The sequence below is a fragment of the Kiloniella sp. EL199 genome (assembly GCF_900313065.1).
In the GTDB taxonomy this organism is placed as follows: domain Bacteria; phylum Pseudomonadota; class Alphaproteobacteria; order Kiloniellales; family Kiloniellaceae; genus Kiloniella.
In genome coordinates this window covers 214,680-231,097 of sequence record NZ_OMPU01000013.1, presented here as the reverse complement: position 1 = coordinate 231,097, position 16,418 = coordinate 214,680, and the positions used below count along the sequence as shown (strand labels likewise).

General features: G+C 46.6%; 14 protein-coding genes. 4 read left to right on the top strand and 10 right to left on the bottom strand.

Annotated features, from left to right (window positions below; all coding sequences use genetic code 11):
• Nucleotides 1-87: 87 nt before the first annotated feature.
• A complete protein-coding gene (locus D9A03_RS15930) occupies nt 88-4,923 on the top strand; it encodes an NAD-glutamate dehydrogenase (protein WP_120498205.1) in 4,836 nt (1,611 codons plus the stop codon).
• Between the two features lie 88 nt (nt 4,924-5,011).
• Here the strand turns inward: D9A03_RS15930 and D9A03_RS15925 are convergent, their stop codons facing one another.
• The 3 genes from D9A03_RS15925 to D9A03_RS15915 form a co-directional block, all read right to left on the bottom strand.
• Nucleotides 5,012-5,725, bottom strand: a complete 714-nt coding sequence (locus D9A03_RS15925) for a DNA helicase (RefSeq protein WP_120498204.1) — start codon at nt 5,723-5,725, stop codon at nt 5,012-5,014.
• Between the two features lie 281 nt (nt 5,726-6,006).
• Nucleotides 6,007-6,327: a YbjQ family protein gene (locus D9A03_RS15920; RefSeq protein WP_047764029.1), complete on the bottom strand. Its 321-nt coding sequence runs from the start codon at nt 6,325-6,327 to the stop codon at nt 6,007-6,009.
• Between the two features lie 50 nt (nt 6,328-6,377).
• Nucleotides 6,378-6,560: a hypothetical protein gene (locus D9A03_RS15915; RefSeq protein ID WP_216825512.1), complete on the bottom strand. Its 183-nt coding sequence runs from the start codon at nt 6,558-6,560 to the stop codon at nt 6,378-6,380.
• A 118-nt stretch (nt 6,561-6,678) separates the two neighbouring features.
• On the opposite strand from D9A03_RS15915, the gene D9A03_RS15910 reads away from it, so the two are divergent.
• From D9A03_RS15910 to D9A03_RS15900, 3 genes are all read left to right on the top strand, one after another.
• Nucleotides 6,679-7,227, top strand: coding sequence for a YaeQ family protein (locus D9A03_RS15910; protein ID WP_120498202.1), 549 nt, complete (start codon nt 6,679-6,681; stop codon nt 7,225-7,227).
• A 67-nt stretch (nt 7,228-7,294) separates the two neighbouring features.
• On the top strand, nt 7,295-7,588 hold the full coding sequence (locus tag D9A03_RS15905) for a hypothetical protein (RefSeq protein WP_120498201.1): 294 nt from the start codon (nt 7,295-7,297) through the stop codon (nt 7,586-7,588).
• A 139-nt stretch (nt 7,589-7,727) separates the two neighbouring features.
• Nucleotides 7,728-8,312 carry a helix-turn-helix domain-containing protein gene (locus tag D9A03_RS15900; RefSeq protein ID WP_120498200.1) on the top strand — a complete coding sequence of 195 codons (585 nt, stop codon included), beginning with the start codon at nt 7,728-7,730 and terminating at the stop codon, nt 8,310-8,312.
• Nucleotides 8,313-8,381: 69 nt separating this feature from the next.
• On the opposite strand, the gene D9A03_RS15895 is transcribed toward D9A03_RS15900, so the two are convergent.
• From D9A03_RS15895 to D9A03_RS15865, 7 genes are all read right to left on the bottom strand, one after another.
• Nucleotides 8,382-10,166, bottom strand: a complete 1,785-nt coding sequence (locus D9A03_RS15895) for an ABC transporter ATP-binding protein (protein ID WP_120498199.1) — start codon at nt 10,164-10,166, stop codon at nt 8,382-8,384.
• Between the two features lie 3 nt (nt 10,167-10,169).
• The gene (locus D9A03_RS15890; RefSeq protein WP_120498198.1) at nt 10,170-11,114 is read right to left on the bottom strand and encodes an acetamidase/formamidase family protein; all 945 of its coding nucleotides are present in this window, start codon (nt 11,112-11,114) and stop codon (nt 10,170-10,172) included.
• A 2-nt stretch (nt 11,115-11,116) separates the two neighbouring features.
• Nucleotides 11,117-12,736 (bottom strand): ABC transporter substrate-binding protein, encoded by a 1,620-nt coding sequence (locus tag D9A03_RS15885; RefSeq protein ID WP_254055069.1) that lies wholly within the window; start codon nt 12,734-12,736, stop codon nt 11,117-11,119.
• Nucleotides 12,737-12,821: 85 nt separating this feature from the next.
• On the bottom strand, nt 12,822-13,742 hold the full coding sequence (locus D9A03_RS15880; protein ID WP_120498197.1) for an ABC transporter permease: 921 nt from the start codon (nt 13,740-13,742) through the stop codon (nt 12,822-12,824).
• Nucleotides 13,742-14,590, bottom strand: coding sequence for an ABC transporter permease (locus tag D9A03_RS15875; protein WP_120498196.1), 849 nt, complete (start codon nt 14,588-14,590; stop codon nt 13,742-13,744). The genes D9A03_RS15880 and D9A03_RS15875 overlap by 1 nt, the downstream gene beginning before the upstream one ends.
• A complete protein-coding gene (locus tag D9A03_RS15870) occupies nt 14,590-15,204 on the bottom strand; it encodes an ANTAR domain-containing response regulator (RefSeq protein ID WP_120498195.1) in 615 nt (204 codons plus the stop codon). The genes D9A03_RS15875 and D9A03_RS15870 overlap by 1 nt, the downstream gene beginning before the upstream one ends.
• Nucleotides 15,201-16,394: a transporter substrate-binding protein gene (locus tag D9A03_RS15865; protein WP_120498194.1), complete on the bottom strand. Its 1,194-nt coding sequence runs from the start codon at nt 16,392-16,394 to the stop codon at nt 15,201-15,203. The genes D9A03_RS15870 and D9A03_RS15865 overlap by 4 nt, the downstream gene beginning before the upstream one ends.
• Nucleotides 16,395-16,418: the final 24 nt, after the last annotated feature.

Here is a 16,418-nt window from a genome sequence, read left to right as displayed (position 1 = left end):
CACCTTTAAGGGCGGACCTGGGGTGGAGACGTCGAATAGAGCAATAACCTGATAATTAAAAAGCGACAGCGGTCCGAGGAAAAAATAATGGCCATTCATGGCAATGACAGTACATCTGAATGTATTGATAAAGTAGTCAAGCTGGTTCATAAAAAAATAAGTGCTGATAAAGCCCAGATGATTGAACAGTTTGTACGCACTTTCTACGAAAATGTCCCACCGGATGATTTGCGTGAAGAGACAGCAGATAACCTTTTTGGGGCTTCTTTGGCCCTTTGGGGGCAATTGCAGCAGCGCAAAGCCGGAGAAACCAAAATAAAGGTCTATAACCCGCGGCCTGAAGAACACGGGTGGAAATCGTCCCACACTATCATCGAAGTTGTTAATGACGACATGCCGTTTCTTGTTGATTCGGTCACAGCGGCGTTGGAGCGTCTGGATGTTGAGGTGCATTTGGTCGTGCACCCCGTCCTTAGTTGTATCCGTGATGCAAAAGGTAAACTGAGTGCCATAAACTCTAATGGGGGTGGTAAAGGTATCCTGACTGAATCTGTGATGCACATACAGGTTAGTGAACAGGTTGCTGAAAGTCATACCCAGATTGCGCATGAACTGACCAAAGTTTTCGAAGACGTCAAAGCTGCGGTCGAAGATTGGCAGCCAATGCTGGGCAAGATGAGCGACATTATCAATGAACTCAAGAAGTCGCCACCCTCTTTGTCCAAAACTGAAATTAGCGAATCCATTTCTTTTCTGGAGTGGATGACTCAGGATAACTTTACCTTTCTTGGCTACCGCGAATACAAATTTGAAGGAGAGGGCACCAATTCAATTCTGAAGGTGTTGCCAAATTCGCTGGGCGTTTTGCGCGATATTGATGTTCATGTTTTTGATGGTTTGAGAGATTTCGGATCTTTACCCGCAGAAGTACGGGACTTCATGACCAAGCCTGTTCTATTGCGTATCACAAAAGCGAACCGCCGCTCGACAGTACACCGTGCGGTGCATCTGGATACGATCGGTGTGAAGCGCTTTGATGATAAAGGCAAGGTAATCGGCGAGATTCTTTTTGCGGGACTTTTGACCTCGACGGCCTATGCCCGTTCACCAAGCGATATTCCGCTTCTGCGTCACAAGGTAAAGAAGGTTCTCGACAAATCCGGCTTTAAGTCTGGTAGTCATGACAGCAAAGGTCTGGCACATATTCTCGATACCTATCCTCGGGACGAATTATTCCAGATTTCAAGCGCTGAACTGTCCACGATCTCTCACGGTATTTTGCATCTACAAGAACGCCGTCGGATTGCGCTTTTTGTGCGTAAGGATCCTTTTGAACGCTTTGTTTCCTGTTTGACATATATTCCGCGTGATCGCTTTGATACAGCGCTGCGCCGCAAGATCGGAGCGATCCTTTGCGAAGCTTATAATGGACAGGTGAGTGCGTTTTTTACCCATCTCTCAGATACTGTTCTTGCACGGGTCCATTTTATCATTAAAACCACACGCGGTCAGGTGCCGGATGTGGATGTCAGCGAACTGGAAGCTCGTATTGCTGATGCTGGTCGCTCTTGGCAGGATCGTCTTGAACGGGTTCTGATTGAAGATCGTGGCGAAGAACAGGGAATCCGGGCGATGCGTCGTCTCGGGGCAGCTTTTCCGGTAAATTATCAGGAACATTTTAACGAAAACGATGCCGTTTTTGATATCACCCGGGCCGAAGAAGCGCTTGAGGGTGATGGCCTGGCTATGAATCTTTACCGTCCGCTTGGGGCAGATCCCGAGCAGGTCAGATTCAAGATTTATTTGCGGGATAATCCGGTTCCATTGTCTGATGTTTTGCCGATGCTGGAAAACATGGGATTGAAGGTTTTCAGTGAAATCCCTTATCACTTTAATTCTCTGGAAACCGGCGAAAGCGTGTGGATGCACGATTTCAACATGGTGATATCGGGTGATCAGGAAATTTCCATTTCCAGCTTGCGCGAAGGTTTCCACGAGGCTTTTGCTTCTGTCTGGCATGGTCAGATGGAAAACGATGGTTTTAACAGACTGGTTTTGGTTGCTGGACTGAAAGTTCGCGAAGTCACTGTTCTGCGTGCTTATTGCAAGTATCTTTTGCAGGCACGTATTCCTTTCTCTCAAAGTTATATGGAACAGACTCTGGCCAATAATCCGGACATTACCCGGATGCTTGTTGATCTCTTCCTTGTGCGCTTTATGGGCAAAGGCACAGAGCGCGATGAACAACTGGCGAGCGACCTGAATAAAAAGATCAATGACGCGCTGGATAATGTCAGCAATCTTGATGAAGACAGAATTATTCGTCGTTTCCGCAATGTGATCGAATGTACTTTGCGGACAAACTTTTTGCAGAAAACGGAAGAGGGCGACTTTAAAACCTACCTGTCGTTCAAACTTAATTCTGAAAAGATCACTGATCTTCCACTGCCAAGGCCTTATCGCGAGATCTTTGTGTATAGCCCGGATATCGAAGGTGTTCACTTACGCTTTGGGCCTGTTGCCCGTGGTGGGCTGCGTTGGTCAGATCGGCGTGAGGATTTCAGAACTGAAATTCTTGGCCTCGTCAAAGCGCAGCAGGTTAAGAACTCGGTTATCGTACCTGTGGGATCCAAAGGTGGCTTTGTTGTCAAGAACCCCCCACCAGCGAGTGATGGGCGCGAAGCTTTTATCGATTCAGGTATCGAGTGTTATAAAACCTTTATCCGCGGTTTGCTGGATCTAACGGATAATCTGGTCGCTGGCGAGATTGTACCGCCCGAAAGATTAGTCCGTCGTGATGGCGATGATCCTTATCTGGTTGTGGCGGCTGATAAAGGAACTGCGACCTTTTCTGATATCGCAAATGGTGTTTCTGCTGATTATGGTTTCTGGCTGGATGATGCTTTTGCGTCTGGTGGGTCAGCTGGTTATGACCACAAGAAAATGGGTATTACGGCAAAAGGGGCCTGGGAATCTGTTAAACGCCACTTCCGTGAATTGGGTAAGGATATTCAGACCGAACCCTTCACGGCGATCGGTGTTGGTGATATGTCTGGCGATGTATTTGGGAACGGTATGTTGCTGTCAGATCAAACCAAGCTTGTTGGTGCCTTTAACCATCTGCATATCTTTGTTGATCCTGATCCAGATGTGGCAAAATCCTTTGCCGAGCGTAAACGTCTTTTTGATCTGCCGCGCTCATCCTGGACAGATTATAACGAAAAACTGATTTCCAAGGGCGGTGGCGTCTTTGATCGCAGTGCCAAATCTTTGAAAATCAGTAAAGAGATGAAAGATCTCTTTAATATTTCCGAAGATGAATTGGCGCCTAATGATTTGCTGCGTGCCATACTGAAATCAGAGGCTGAATTGCTCTGGTTCGGGGGCATCGGGACCTATGTCAAGCATTCAACTGAAACTAATGGTGATGCCGGGGATCGTGCGAATGATGCCTTGCGTCTCAATGGCAAGGAGTTGCGTTGCAAGGTCGTAGGTGAGGGTGCCAATTTGGGCATGACCCACCGTGCACGTATTGAGTTCGCGCAAAACGGTGGTCGTGTAAACGCTGACTTCCTGGATAACTCTGCGGGTGTTGACTGTTCTGACCACGAGGTGAACATCAAAATTCTTCTCGGTGCTGTCGAGCAGGATGGCGATATGACCCGGAAGCAGCGTGACAAACTGCTGGAATCCATGACTGATGAGGTCGGTGATCTGGTTTTGCGCGATAATTATCTGCAAAGTCAGGCGATTTCGGTCACGGCAAATATTGGTGGGCGTCTGCTTGATCGTATTGCCCGTTATATGCGGTCCTTGGAAAAGCAGGATCTTCTGAACCGTGCTATTGAGTTCCTTCCTGATGATGAGATGGTGCTCGAGCGCATGAAGCAAGGTCTTGGTTTTGAGCGGCCAGAGCTTGCGACCTTGATGTCCTACAGCAAGATTTCTCTCTATGACGAGTTGTTAAGTTCTAACCTGCCTGACGATTCTTATATGGAAGATACGCTGATTGACTATTTCCCAACGGCATTGCGGAAAAAGTTTACCAAGCAGATTGGCGAGCACCGCCTGCGTCGTGAAATTATTGCCACAGCGGTGACCAATGACATGATCAATCGTGTCGGTATTACCTTTGTTTACGAGGTAAAGGAAAAAACCGGCATGGCGTCGTGTGACATAGCGCGGGCCTATACAATTGCCCGTGAAGTGTTCGACATGAATACGCTGTTTGATATGATCGAAGGGTTGGATAACAAAGCACCTGCCTCGCTTCAGGCAACGCTTCTGGCGGAATGTGGGCGTTTGATTGAACAGGGCACTGTCTGGTTCCTGCGTCACGGGGCTCACCCGCTGGATATCCGTAAAGAAGTCAATTCCTATGGCAAGGAAGTCGGCACGATCGCTGCGCAGCTGGAAAAACTGCTTTCAGCCGAGAACAAGGATTTGCTGAAATCGAAGATTGCCGGTTACAAGGCACAAGGTGTTCCGGCTGATATTGCCAAACGTATTGCAGGTCTGCGTCTTTTGACACCAGCCTGTGATATCGTCCGTCTGGCTCACACCCTGAAAATGCCTGTGGATACCGTTGGTAGCACTTATTTCTCTATCGGTGAACGCTATGGCTTTGACTGGTTGCGTAGTGCTGCGGGGCGTCTGCCGAGCGAATCTGCATGGGATAAGTTGGCTGTTACGGCGATTGTTGATGATCTCTATGGTCACCAGGGTGAATTGACATCCCGGGTGCTCGAGGCGGCGGGGAAAACCGACCGTGTCGAAGCCGCAATCAAAGAATGGGCTGAATCCAAACGTCCACTGGTAAACCGGACCGAGCAGATCCTTGCGGAACTGAACGCCGCCGGAAAGCCGGACTACGCGATGTTGGCTGTCGCCAACCGTCAGCTCAAGAACATGGTATCTTCCTAAGACAACATCGTTGCTTTTGTTTAGGGCTTAAAATAAAGGCCAGCTTCATATTAGAAGCTGGTCTTTTTCTATGATTGAAAACTGTTTCCTAGTTTATGTGATTTACCTGAACGACATCGTTATGCAGAAAACAGCTTTTGTTGAAAAGTTTTAGATCCAGTGGATTGGGAAGCCGAATATCTGAAAGGTCAGGAATCAGTTTTCCAGAAAGTTCAAATGACCTGTCGATCTGTGAGATGAGCACAAATATCACACCAGTTTCTTTGGCATAATCCTTTAGAGATTGAATCTGTATTGAAAGGTCGGGCTTGGTGCGCTTTTGATCCAATAGTTGCAGGTAATCAATGACAACAAGCTTGGGTGTAGCACCAGATTTTATTTTCTCGATAATGTAATCGGCACTGATTTCGTCCGACACATCAATCTCTAGATTGTTATTTGTAATCAGATTGTTCTCGCCAAATGTTTCAATGCGTTTCAGAGCATCTTTTTCATTGTAATCTAGAGTAAAGAAAATGCTTCGATGGCCTGACTTAACGGTTTCGGCGACCAATTGCAGCCCCAAGAGAGTCTTTCCATGTCCTTGACGTGCGCCGAGCAGGGCCAGTTCTCCTGACTTCAGCTTTGAAAGTAGTTTGGCGGGGTGAAACTGTTTTGATGCTTTGGCTGAAAGCAAACTCCAGTTAGAAAAGCCTTCTTGTTTTGCAATGCTGTCCAAAGCTTTGTTTAGTGGAATTTCTTGATGACGTGCCAGCAGTTTCGCTTTGCGTTTCAGCTGGTATATTGGTGCAGATAGCTTCATTCGGAAACCTCCTGTGACGAGCGGCTGATACAATCCCTCCTTATGCATAATGCTCGAACAGTTGGTTCGATGAATTCAATAACCCTGTATGTAAGATACTTTCCCGTCGGAGGGGGGAGGCAAGGGCAACAGCCTGTGAAAACGTAGATTACTGCGCCAATGATTTAGGTTCAAGTGAGTTATGTTACGGAAAGTTGGAAAAGCTCTTCACAAGAAAAGGCCGGTACAACCGCACCGACCTCAATCTAAAATCACATAAGGTGTGCACACGAAGTGTGTGTTTAGGCGTCTTCCAAAACCACGGCAGTACCGTTTGCACTGACCATCAGCATGGAACCTCCGATTGATTCATAGTCGAGGTCAACGCCGATAATGGCGTTGGCGCCTGTTTCCTGTGCCTGTTCGATCATGTCGTTCATGGCGTGATCCTTGGCACCCCGCAGGGCTTTTTCATAGCCGCCTGCACGCCCGCCAAGCACATCGGTAACCTTGGCAAAGAAATCCTTTACGAAGTTTGCGCCGACGATGGCATCACCGCTGACGATACCTTTATAGGCAACGATGCGTTTTCCTTCGATGGAATCAGTTGTGACGATCTGCATGAAAATTCCCCGTTTCTATAAGAATTTATTGAATAGAATTGTTCTTCTATTCATGCCTTTTCGGCAAGGACATGGCAATGATCAAAGAAAAATAATGTACTGGGTGGGACTTTGCCAAGCGACGGCATTTTCGACGTTGATATCTTGGTGAGTGCGCTATCTGCTGAGGTGATCGGGCCGTGTGCTGCCTTTTCCGCTTTCACAAAGCTGCTAATCCCAGTAAACAGTTTCATATTCAGTAAATAGACCCCGTAAACAATCATCTATTCCGGTCTCAAATAACCACCCCAGATTAATCACTGCTCATCATTCCGCTCCATCAAACCTTCAAAAGCAAAACAGGTACACCTCATGGCAAAGAATGCCACCATTTATAAAGTCGAGCTTTCCGTTGCCGATATGGATCGTCACTATTACGAGACCCATAATCTGACCGTTGCCAAGCACCCTTCGGAAACCGATGAACGCCTGATGGTGCGGGTGCTGAGCTTTGCGCTGAATGCCCATGAACAACTGGAATTTACTCGCGGCCTGTCCACAGAGGACGAGCCTGACCTGTGGCAGAAAAGCCTGAGTGGCGAGATTGATGTGTGGATCGCGCTGGGTATGCCGGGGGAAAAGATCGTGCGCCAGTCCTGTGGCAAGGCCAATAAAGTGCTGATCTATTGTTACGGCGGCAACACAGCAGAAATGTGGTGGGAGAAAATCAAAAACAGCACCACCCGGTTTGACAACCTCGAAGTCACAAATTTCTCAAGAGATGATACCCGCGCTCTCGCGGACCTCGCCAACCGCTCCATGAGGTTATCCGTGACCATACAGGATGGAGATGTCATGGTCGCGATTGATGACAGTACGTTGCACGTAACGCCGATTAAGTGGAAAAACATTGCTACGTAAGCATAATTTTATTCGCGTAGTTGTGTTTCTTTCGTTGATGTTGGTAATACTAGAATAGTGAGGAAAAGTGTCTGCAGCTCCAAAATATATTCTTCATAGCCCTCTATTAGATGAAAATCTCTTAGAAGAGTGTGTTGAAACTACCCTTAGAGAAAATGGGTCTCTGATAGCAGTTGTTGGTATGGGGTGCGAAAGGATTGAAGATATCATTGATGAAATTATCGTTGGAGATGCTCAGTATGAAGAGCGTCGATTTATAGCTACGACATCTCATCCTGATGAAAGCTATGAAGAAGTGCTTGAGTTCGTACAATTATACGATTTCGGTCAGGGCGGGGTAATACATGAAGTTCGTTTGTAAGGGAAATTCTAAGGCTTGTTAAGTCACCTCTATATTAATTCGTATTACCTTGTATTTGGCGGTCAAACCTCTTCCATCTGGCACCGTCTTTAAAAATCCACTATGGTGGAAATTCCACTAAAGAGGTTTTAGGCAAGATATGAGTACAAAACGCAAGGGTATTCCGCAGATTGGGGATAAGGTGCGGGATGCGCGCAAGGAAAAGAAGCTGACGCTGGATCAGCTGGCGAAGCTTTCGGGGGTGTCCAAATCAATGCTTTCGCAGATTGAACGCGGACAGGCCAATCCGACCTTTGCGACGCTCTGGAGTCTGACGCAAAGCTTTGGCATGGATATCTATGAACTGCTAGAGGGTGCGCCGCGCGAGCCGGAAGTGGTCAAGATAGAGGCGGTGCCCGCAAACTTGACGCCCACTATGTCCAGCCCGGACGGAAGTTGTGTGATGCGCATTCTCTCCCCCGTTGAAAACGCCGCGCTGTGCGAGTGGTACGAACTGAGCTTCGAAGCCGCTGGGGCCTTGCGCTCTGCCCCCCATGTCGAGGGAACCCGCGAACACTTGACTGTGCTGTCGGGTCGAATAAAAGTTGAATCTGCCGACGATACAGAAACCGTCGAAGCAGGCGGCACAGCACGCTATCCCGCCGATTGCGACCATGCCCTGATTAACGTGGGTGAAGGCAACGCGGTTGCCTTGCTGGTGGTTGAACGCCTGCAAGGCTTATAGAATTTAGTTTCTCATACACAGATCAATTTAAATCAATGAGTTCATTATGATTTAAATAACCAGCTATTTTTAGCGATATTCCTGAACATCACGAACAAAATGTCCGTTTCCAATATGATGAAGCTCGGGAATGATGGGGGTGTAATCCAGCTTCTGAATTGGACTTGGTACTTCACCTGTTGGTAATTTGCGATCTTTTCGTTTTATCGTTGGATCAGCAATTGGAACCGCATCCAATAATCTTTTGGTGTAAGGGTGTTGCGGGTTGTTAAAGACAGTATCTCGTGGGCCACATTCAACAATTTGTCCCAGCAACATCACGGCTACTCTGTGACAAACCTGCTCTACTACGGCCATATCATGGGATATAAATAGGAATGAGATATCTAACTCGTCCTGAATTTTTTTCAAAAGATCAAGAACTTGGGCTTGAACAGAAACATCAAGAGCAGAAACGGATTCATCTGCGATGATGACTTTGGGTTCCAGACTAAGTGCACGGGCAATACAAATACGTTGCCTCTGTCCACCCGAAAATTCGTGAGGATGGCGATCCATGTATTCCGGACCCAGTCCTACCTGAGTGAATAGTTTGGCAACACGATCCTGAAGTTCGGAACCATTTGCCAGACCATGTATGATCAATGGTTCACCAACCAGATCTCCAACAGTCATGCGGGGGTCCAGCGCTGCATAGGGATCTTGAAAGACCATTTGCATTTTCCGTCGCACCGGCAGCATTTCTTTTGCTGAAAGTCCGGCTAATTCTTGTCCATCAACTTTTATAGATCCATTCCAGGGGATGAGGTTCGTTAGTGATTTTCCGATCGTTGACTTTCCACACCCACTTTCCCCAACCAGAGCAAGGGTTTCGCCGGGATAAAGGTCGAATGACAATTTTTCGACGGCATGAACGCGGCTAACAGGTCGTTGTAGCAAGCCACCTTTAATATCAAAGCGAACGGTGAGATCCCGAACTTCAACAAGAGGGGAGACCGGATCTGATGCTTCGTTAATATGTTTGGGAACAGGAGAGATATCTTTAAAGCTCCCCAATTTTGGGACAGCTGCAAGAAGATCTTTTGTATAGGGTTCTCTTGGCGTCAGAAAAAGATCCTTAACGGGTTGGCTTTCAATAATTTTCCCCTGATTCATGACAATGACATTATCGGCCATCTCGGCGACAACACCCATGTCATGTGTAATAAGGATAATAGCTGTATCAAAGTCGCGTTTGAGGTCGTTCATCAAGCTCAGGGTTTGCGCCTGAATCGTAACATCCAACGCTGTCGTGGGTTCATCTGCGATCAGAACCTTGGGGTTGCAAGACAGGGCCATGGCAATCATTACGCGTTGGCGCATCCCGCCAGAAAGCTCGTGTGGATATTGCTTCATCCGCTTTTTGCTCTCATTAATCCGGACAGCATCAAGGGATTTAAGCGCAATGGTTTCCGCATCTCGGCCATAAACATTCTGATGGGTACTGATTGCTTCGACCAATTGACTGCCAATAGACATAACCGGGTTTAAAGAAGTCATAGGTTCTTGAAAAATCATGGCGATATCTCCACCACGGATTTTTTGCATTTCCCTATCTGGCAAGCCAGTGATGTTTTGTCCTTCAAGCAGGATTTCCCCCTGCGTTATGTGCGCAGAAGGGGGGAGAAGACCCATGATCGACAGTGCGGTTACCGATTTTCCAGACCCGGACTCTCCGGCAATACAGAGTGTCTCTTGTGAATTCAGTTGAAAAGACAGGGTATCAATAATTGTTTTTGCACCTGTTGGGGTCGCAACCTGAGTGATCAGATCGCGGACCTCCAGAACGGGTGAACGGCTTTGGGTTTGAGACATAGACTACTCTAAAACCAGGCGTGGAAAGTAGAAAGAGACGATCCAGTTCGGTTGATCGACAATCTCGCTTATTCTGAGATCTCCGCAAACGGAACAGAGCATATAGGCATCAACGGCTTTCATGTTATAGCGCTTACTAAGAAGATCAACCATGCGGCTGACCGCTCCGCGTGCACCTTCCATAAGATCATCACCGATACCCGTTGTGACTTCGTATCCCTTACTATCAAGATGATTGGTAACAGGTCCGGGTGTTGTAAAGCGAGGTGTCTCCAGCTTTTCATTTTTAATGAGGTCAAGAGTTACGACCGTGTTCATCGGGCTTTCAATGGCAGTTCCGCATACTTCACCGTCTCCTTGGGCCGCGTGCGTATCACCGATAGAAAATAAACCCCCGGCAACTTCAACGGGAAGATAAAGTTGTGTACCTGCGGCAAGATCCCGAATGTCGATATTCCCGCCTACACGTCGTGGCGGCACAATAGAGTGCAGGCCCACTTCGGCAGGTGCCAGTCCAATAGTTCCAGCAAAGGGTTTTAAGGGAACTTTTCCGCCGGGTCCAAATGCGGATGTGCCAAGGGCATCCTTATCATAGCTCCAGATGTGAAGAGCAGGATCTTCAAATCTGTCAGCGAGTAAACCGAAACCAGGAATATTTGCGGTCCATCCAAAGCCTGAGGGTTTGAATTCCTCAATGGATACCTTGATGACATCGCCTGGTTTAGCGCCGTCAATAAAGATTGGACCGTTGACGGGGTTAACTTTCCCAAAATCCAGTGTTTTTATATCTTCTACAGTAGATTTTGGATTTAATTGTCCTGCAGATGAATCCAGACATTCAAATTCCAATGTTGATCCGGGTGCAACAGTCTTAACGGGTGAGAATGAATTATCCCACCCGAAGTGATGCTGTGCAGCATGGATTGTATAATCATATGCGTTGCACATTCTTACATTCCATCCTTCACAAATACTGTGTCATAGTGGACAGGAATGTGAACAGGATCGACAAAAATACCGTCCGGACCATCCAGTCGTTCTGAACGAATTGTGAAACGTTGCTCGTTAAAGATTGGAACCCATGGTGCTTCGTCTTGAATACTGGTGAAGATTTTTTTCCATGCGGCTTCGCGTTTGGCTGCATCGGCTGGATCAGTCATGGAATCAGCTTCAATAGCCATTTTGTCCAGTTCCGGATTACAATACCAAGACCAATTCCAGCCACCCTGTACGGCACCGCTACATCCTAAAATAGGGCCATAGAAGTTGGATGGATCAGGGAAATCGGCAATCCATGCCATACCGCCTGACCAGATCATTGGGGCTTGATCATCTTCACCGCCAGCAGCAATTACATTGCTTTGTGCAAGGGATTTGATTTCAGCTTTAATACCAATTGCGGCTAGGTCTTGCTGAATTGCTTGTGCAATACGAGGCTGAGGATCTGTATTTGCAACATAAAGTTCGGTTGTAAAACCATCTGCGTGCCCAGCTTCAGCAAGTAAGGCTTTAGCTGCTGCCTGGTCAAAGGCAAAACCTTTGTAAGCTGGATCATAGCCCGGCATCAAAGGAGGAAGCGGTTGGTTTGCAACAACAGCACGGCCATTGATCATCCGAATGATACGATCTTTGTTAATGGCCATGTTGACAGCACGACGCACTTTAACATCATCAAAGGGTTTCATTTTGACATTAAGGGAAATGTATCCGGTGTGCAGCTGGCTTCCCTCGACGATGTTATCAGCATATTTGGGGTCTTTGCTTACTTCCAGAAATTTCGCGGGCGGAATACCGTCGCCAGCAATATCAACTTCTCCGTTTTGTAAACGAAGAAGAGCGACCAAAGGCTCCTGACCGACTTCAAAAATGATTTCGTCCAAATGGGGGATTCCCGCGTGGTAATAATCAGCGTTCTTTTTGAAAACAAGCCGTTGGCCCAAAATCCACTCTCCTAGTGAATAAGCACCTGTTCCAACAGGATGTTTACCAAAATCTTCGCCCCATTTCTCAACGGCTTCTTTGGGAACGATAGAAGCAAAGTTGATCGCGAGAACATGCAAGAAAGTAGCATCGGGGCGTGATAATTCAATTTTCACTGTGTTGTTATCAATAACGGTTACACCAGATAGATGGCCAGACCCATCAGAAGCGTCATCAAAACCTTTAACCGAAGCAAAAAATCCTGCACCAGGGCTTTGGGTCTTTGGGTTTGTGACACGATCAAGTGAATATTTTACATCGTCGGCTGTCATTTCGCGTCCGTTGTGAAATTTGACACCATTTCTGAGTTTAAATGTATAGGTAAGGCCATCATCAGAAATGGTATAGCTCTCGGCTAGATCTGTCGTAAGCTCTGTTGTGCCGGGCTTATAATCCAGCAATGAATCAAACAGGCTTTTGATCATGGACCAGTTTTGCCAGTCATAACCAATAGCAGGATCCAGTGTTGAAACATCGTCCTTGTAAGTAACAACCATTGAGCCGCCATCATTTGGACCGGCGTTAGCTGTACCAAATGATGCAATTAAAGCTATGGCGGCAACGGTTCCTTTTAGCCAATTTTTTTTCACTTTGGGTCTCCCTGTATATAAGAATGCGCATATAAAAATCGTATATATGCGAATGATTGATTTCCCGATTTTCGGAAAACCTTGTTCATTTCAGTTTTATTCTTGGGTCAACAAACAGTGCGATAATATCCGCAAGGAAATTACCGATAACGATAGAACAGGCTGCGACTAGCGTTACGCCCATTATAATGGGAATATCGACGCGCTGGATTGCCTGCCAGGCGAGCTGACCAATACCTGGCCAGCCAAAAACAGATTCAACGACAACAATACCGCTCATAAAAATACCGATATCAATGCCAATCATGGCAATAATCGGCAGCAGGGCATTAGGGACGGCGTGGCGCAGAATAACGCGAAATTTGCTTACGCCTTTGGCCCGTGCTGTTCGAATGAAATCTTGTTCCAAAACATTAAGCATTGAAGAACGCATCATACGGGCATACCAGCCCGAACCAAGTAGCCCCAGTGTTAATGCTGGTAAAACGAGGTGTTTGGCATCGCCGTATCCACCAATGGGAAACCACCCCAGTTGCACGGCAAAAACGTAGAGTAGTAAGATACCAACAACGAATTGTGGCGCCGATACGCCAACAAAAGAAACAACCATCAAGGAGTTATCGACCGAACTGTTCCGTTTTACGGCGGAGATAACGCCCATGGTCAAGCCAAGAAAGAGCTCAACGGATATTGCCGCGACCATAAGCAAGAGGCTTGCGGGAAGACGGGACCAAATCAGTTGGGCTACTTCAGTTTTCTGGATGTAAGAGCGCCCAAAGTCCCCTTGTAATAATGAGGTTAAATATCGCCAGTATTGCTCATAAACAGGCAGATCAAGACCGAGTTGATGGCGAATGTTGTTTACTGTTTCCGGGGTCGCACTTCTTCCGGCGATCTGTCTTACTGGATCAGCAGGAAACAGATATAACAACATGTAAGTGACAATGGTAATGCCCAAAAGAATAAGCATTGCTTCGAAAAGGCGTCTGATAACATGGGATAACATCAGTGTTTTCCCTTCATGGTCGGATCAAGTATTTCCCGAAGAGCATCCCCAACAAGGTTAAAACCAAGTGCGAGACTTACGATGCCAAGGCCGGGCAAAAATACGAGCCAGGGTGCTGTGGCAAAATAAGTTTGGTTTTCAAAAATAATATTGCCCCAGCTTGGTGTTGGAGGTTGTACTCCGACCCCGAGGAAACTCAGAGTTGCTTCGAGCAAAACTGTTGTCGAGATGCCAAGTGTTCCAAAAACAATTGTGGAGTAGATGAGGTGGGGGGCAATGTGTTTTAAGAGAATACGAAAGTGTGAAGCGCCCAGGGATCGTTCAGCAACAATGAAATCTCGTTCGGCAAGAGAAACAGTTTCTGAATAGATAACTCGGGCGACTTGAACCCAATTCACCATAGCAATGACCATGGCAACGATCCATAGGCTAGGGGTGAAAATAGCGGCAAGCACAATGGCCAATAACAATGCCGGAAAAGCCATCATCAAATCAGTAAATCGCATAAGAATTGCGCCGACGATACCTCGGTAAAATCCAGCAATAATCCCGACAATTGTACCAATTGTTATCGCAGCTCCATTGGCGATGACACCAATGATAAGTGAAGTTTGGGCACCGTATACCAAGCGTGAAAACAAATCGCGTCCCAATAAATCTGTCCCTAGCCAAAATTGGGTATTTGGGGGCAAAGGGGCGCCTTCCAGTGTTAGGCCTTCAAAGAGCTGAAGTTCAGGGGGGTAGGGCGTAATTAATGGGGCGAATATAGCAGCGAGAATGATGGCGGAGATTATAAATAATCCCAATGCACTCAGTTTTCTGCTAAGAAGAGCTTTGATTACGTACATTACGCCATCCCCTTATCTGCCGAGAAGTCGTTTATAAGCGAGACTGCCTGGCTATGGCTTAGGGTAGAGGCGAAATCTTCGATACTCTGGCGGTTGTTCATGGCTGCTGACCGAAGGATGGCGAATGCGGCTTCGTCTTGCAGGTGACCACACTCCATGATCAAAAGTAGTGCGCGAAAGACGACTGGACGGCTGGAAATTCTTTTTTCCAATGTATCTATTCGTATCAACTGTTCTTGTCGTTTTTCATAATTTGCGCATGCAATTACAAGTGTTGAGAATACGCCGCTTGATTGAATAGGTTTGATAAGGTGGGCTGAAGTCTCTTGTGAGAGCATCCATTCAAGCCGCCCGGGTGCTTCACTGGAAATTAGGGCAATGAGAGGAACAGGTGGGCACCCTTTTGCCCAAGGGAAGAGACCATCATAACCGTTATCGCCATCAAAAAAGATAACATCTGGCGGAGTGTCGTCTATTTTAAAGTCAGGCCAGATGACTGTACTTTCGACACCCAATCGATCAAGGTGCCGTTCTAGTCGACGAATATTATCATCATGCCTGTGAAGGATCGTGGCTTTGTATCCTCTAAAATTTGGTGTGCGAAAGGCGCTCATTTGACCACCTTTAAATGTGAAGCTTCTATTGATGATGATGCAGAATCAAAGTTGTTTACGGTCTTTGCAAACAGAGAAGATTCAAAGTTCACCAGATAAGGATCTGCAGTAATGGCTTGAGGTCTTGATGGCAAAATTTCAAATCCGTCTCGAGATTTTATTCTGCCAATATAATAAGGTAACGCTGTGTGAAGTGTTTTTTCGCTGATTTCTGTTTCACCTAATGGTGTTTGAAATTTCCTGTTAAACAGTTCTTTTTTTACAGCTTCAATATTGTCTGTTTGGGCATCTTTGATCGCTTCGGCCAGATAGTATGTTGTCGCATATCCGTTTACAAAAAAGGCAGATACGGGTTTTTCCTTTGACCTTTTTTTATACACCTTTTTTAGGAAGTTTAAATTTTCAGTGGTATTAAGATTTTCAAAATACGGTGAAATGCTCAGGTGACCTTCAGCTGCATCGTAACCGATTTTCTCCAACTCACATTCTGTAATATTACAGCTAATGATTGGGCAGTTTTCAGGGCGGAAGAAATCATCGGTTTTGCCTGCGGAATAAAATGCCCGGTAAAGGGCATAGCTAGAAGAATCAATGAGGTTGTTGAGAATAAAGCTGGGGCGAGTTTCCCGAATGGTTTCTATCATGCGTTCAACATCTGTCGAATGGAAGGGCAGATAGTTCTCGCCAGTAACTTCCCCGCCACAGGATGTAATTAATTCCCGGGCGATACGATTGACTTCCCATCCCCAGACGTAATTTGTGCCTGTCAGGTAAACTTTCTTGCCAAATTCAGGAATAACTTGTTTGAACATGGGAACAATGTGCTGGTTCGGACATGCACCTGTGTAGATGATGTTTTCGCAGCATTCAAAACCTTCATACGGTGCGGTATACCATAGCAGCCCGTCGTGTTTTTCGATGATAGGGGTCACTTCTTTTCGACTGATTGATGTGACAGTACCGATGATTTGCTGACAGTCCTCTTCACGGAGCAGTTTTTCTGTCAGGCGTTGGTATTCATTTATATTCCCGCCTGGGTTGGCTATTTTGGGAGTGAAATTGAAAGCATAACGACTATTCGCATTGATTTCGTCCATAGCCATAAGCGCGCCATCCAGACAATCCTGTCCGATCAGGTTATAGGCACCTGTTGTGGAATAAAGCAGACCAACGGCTATTTCTCGGTTCATTTCTTACTCCCAAAACCAACGAAG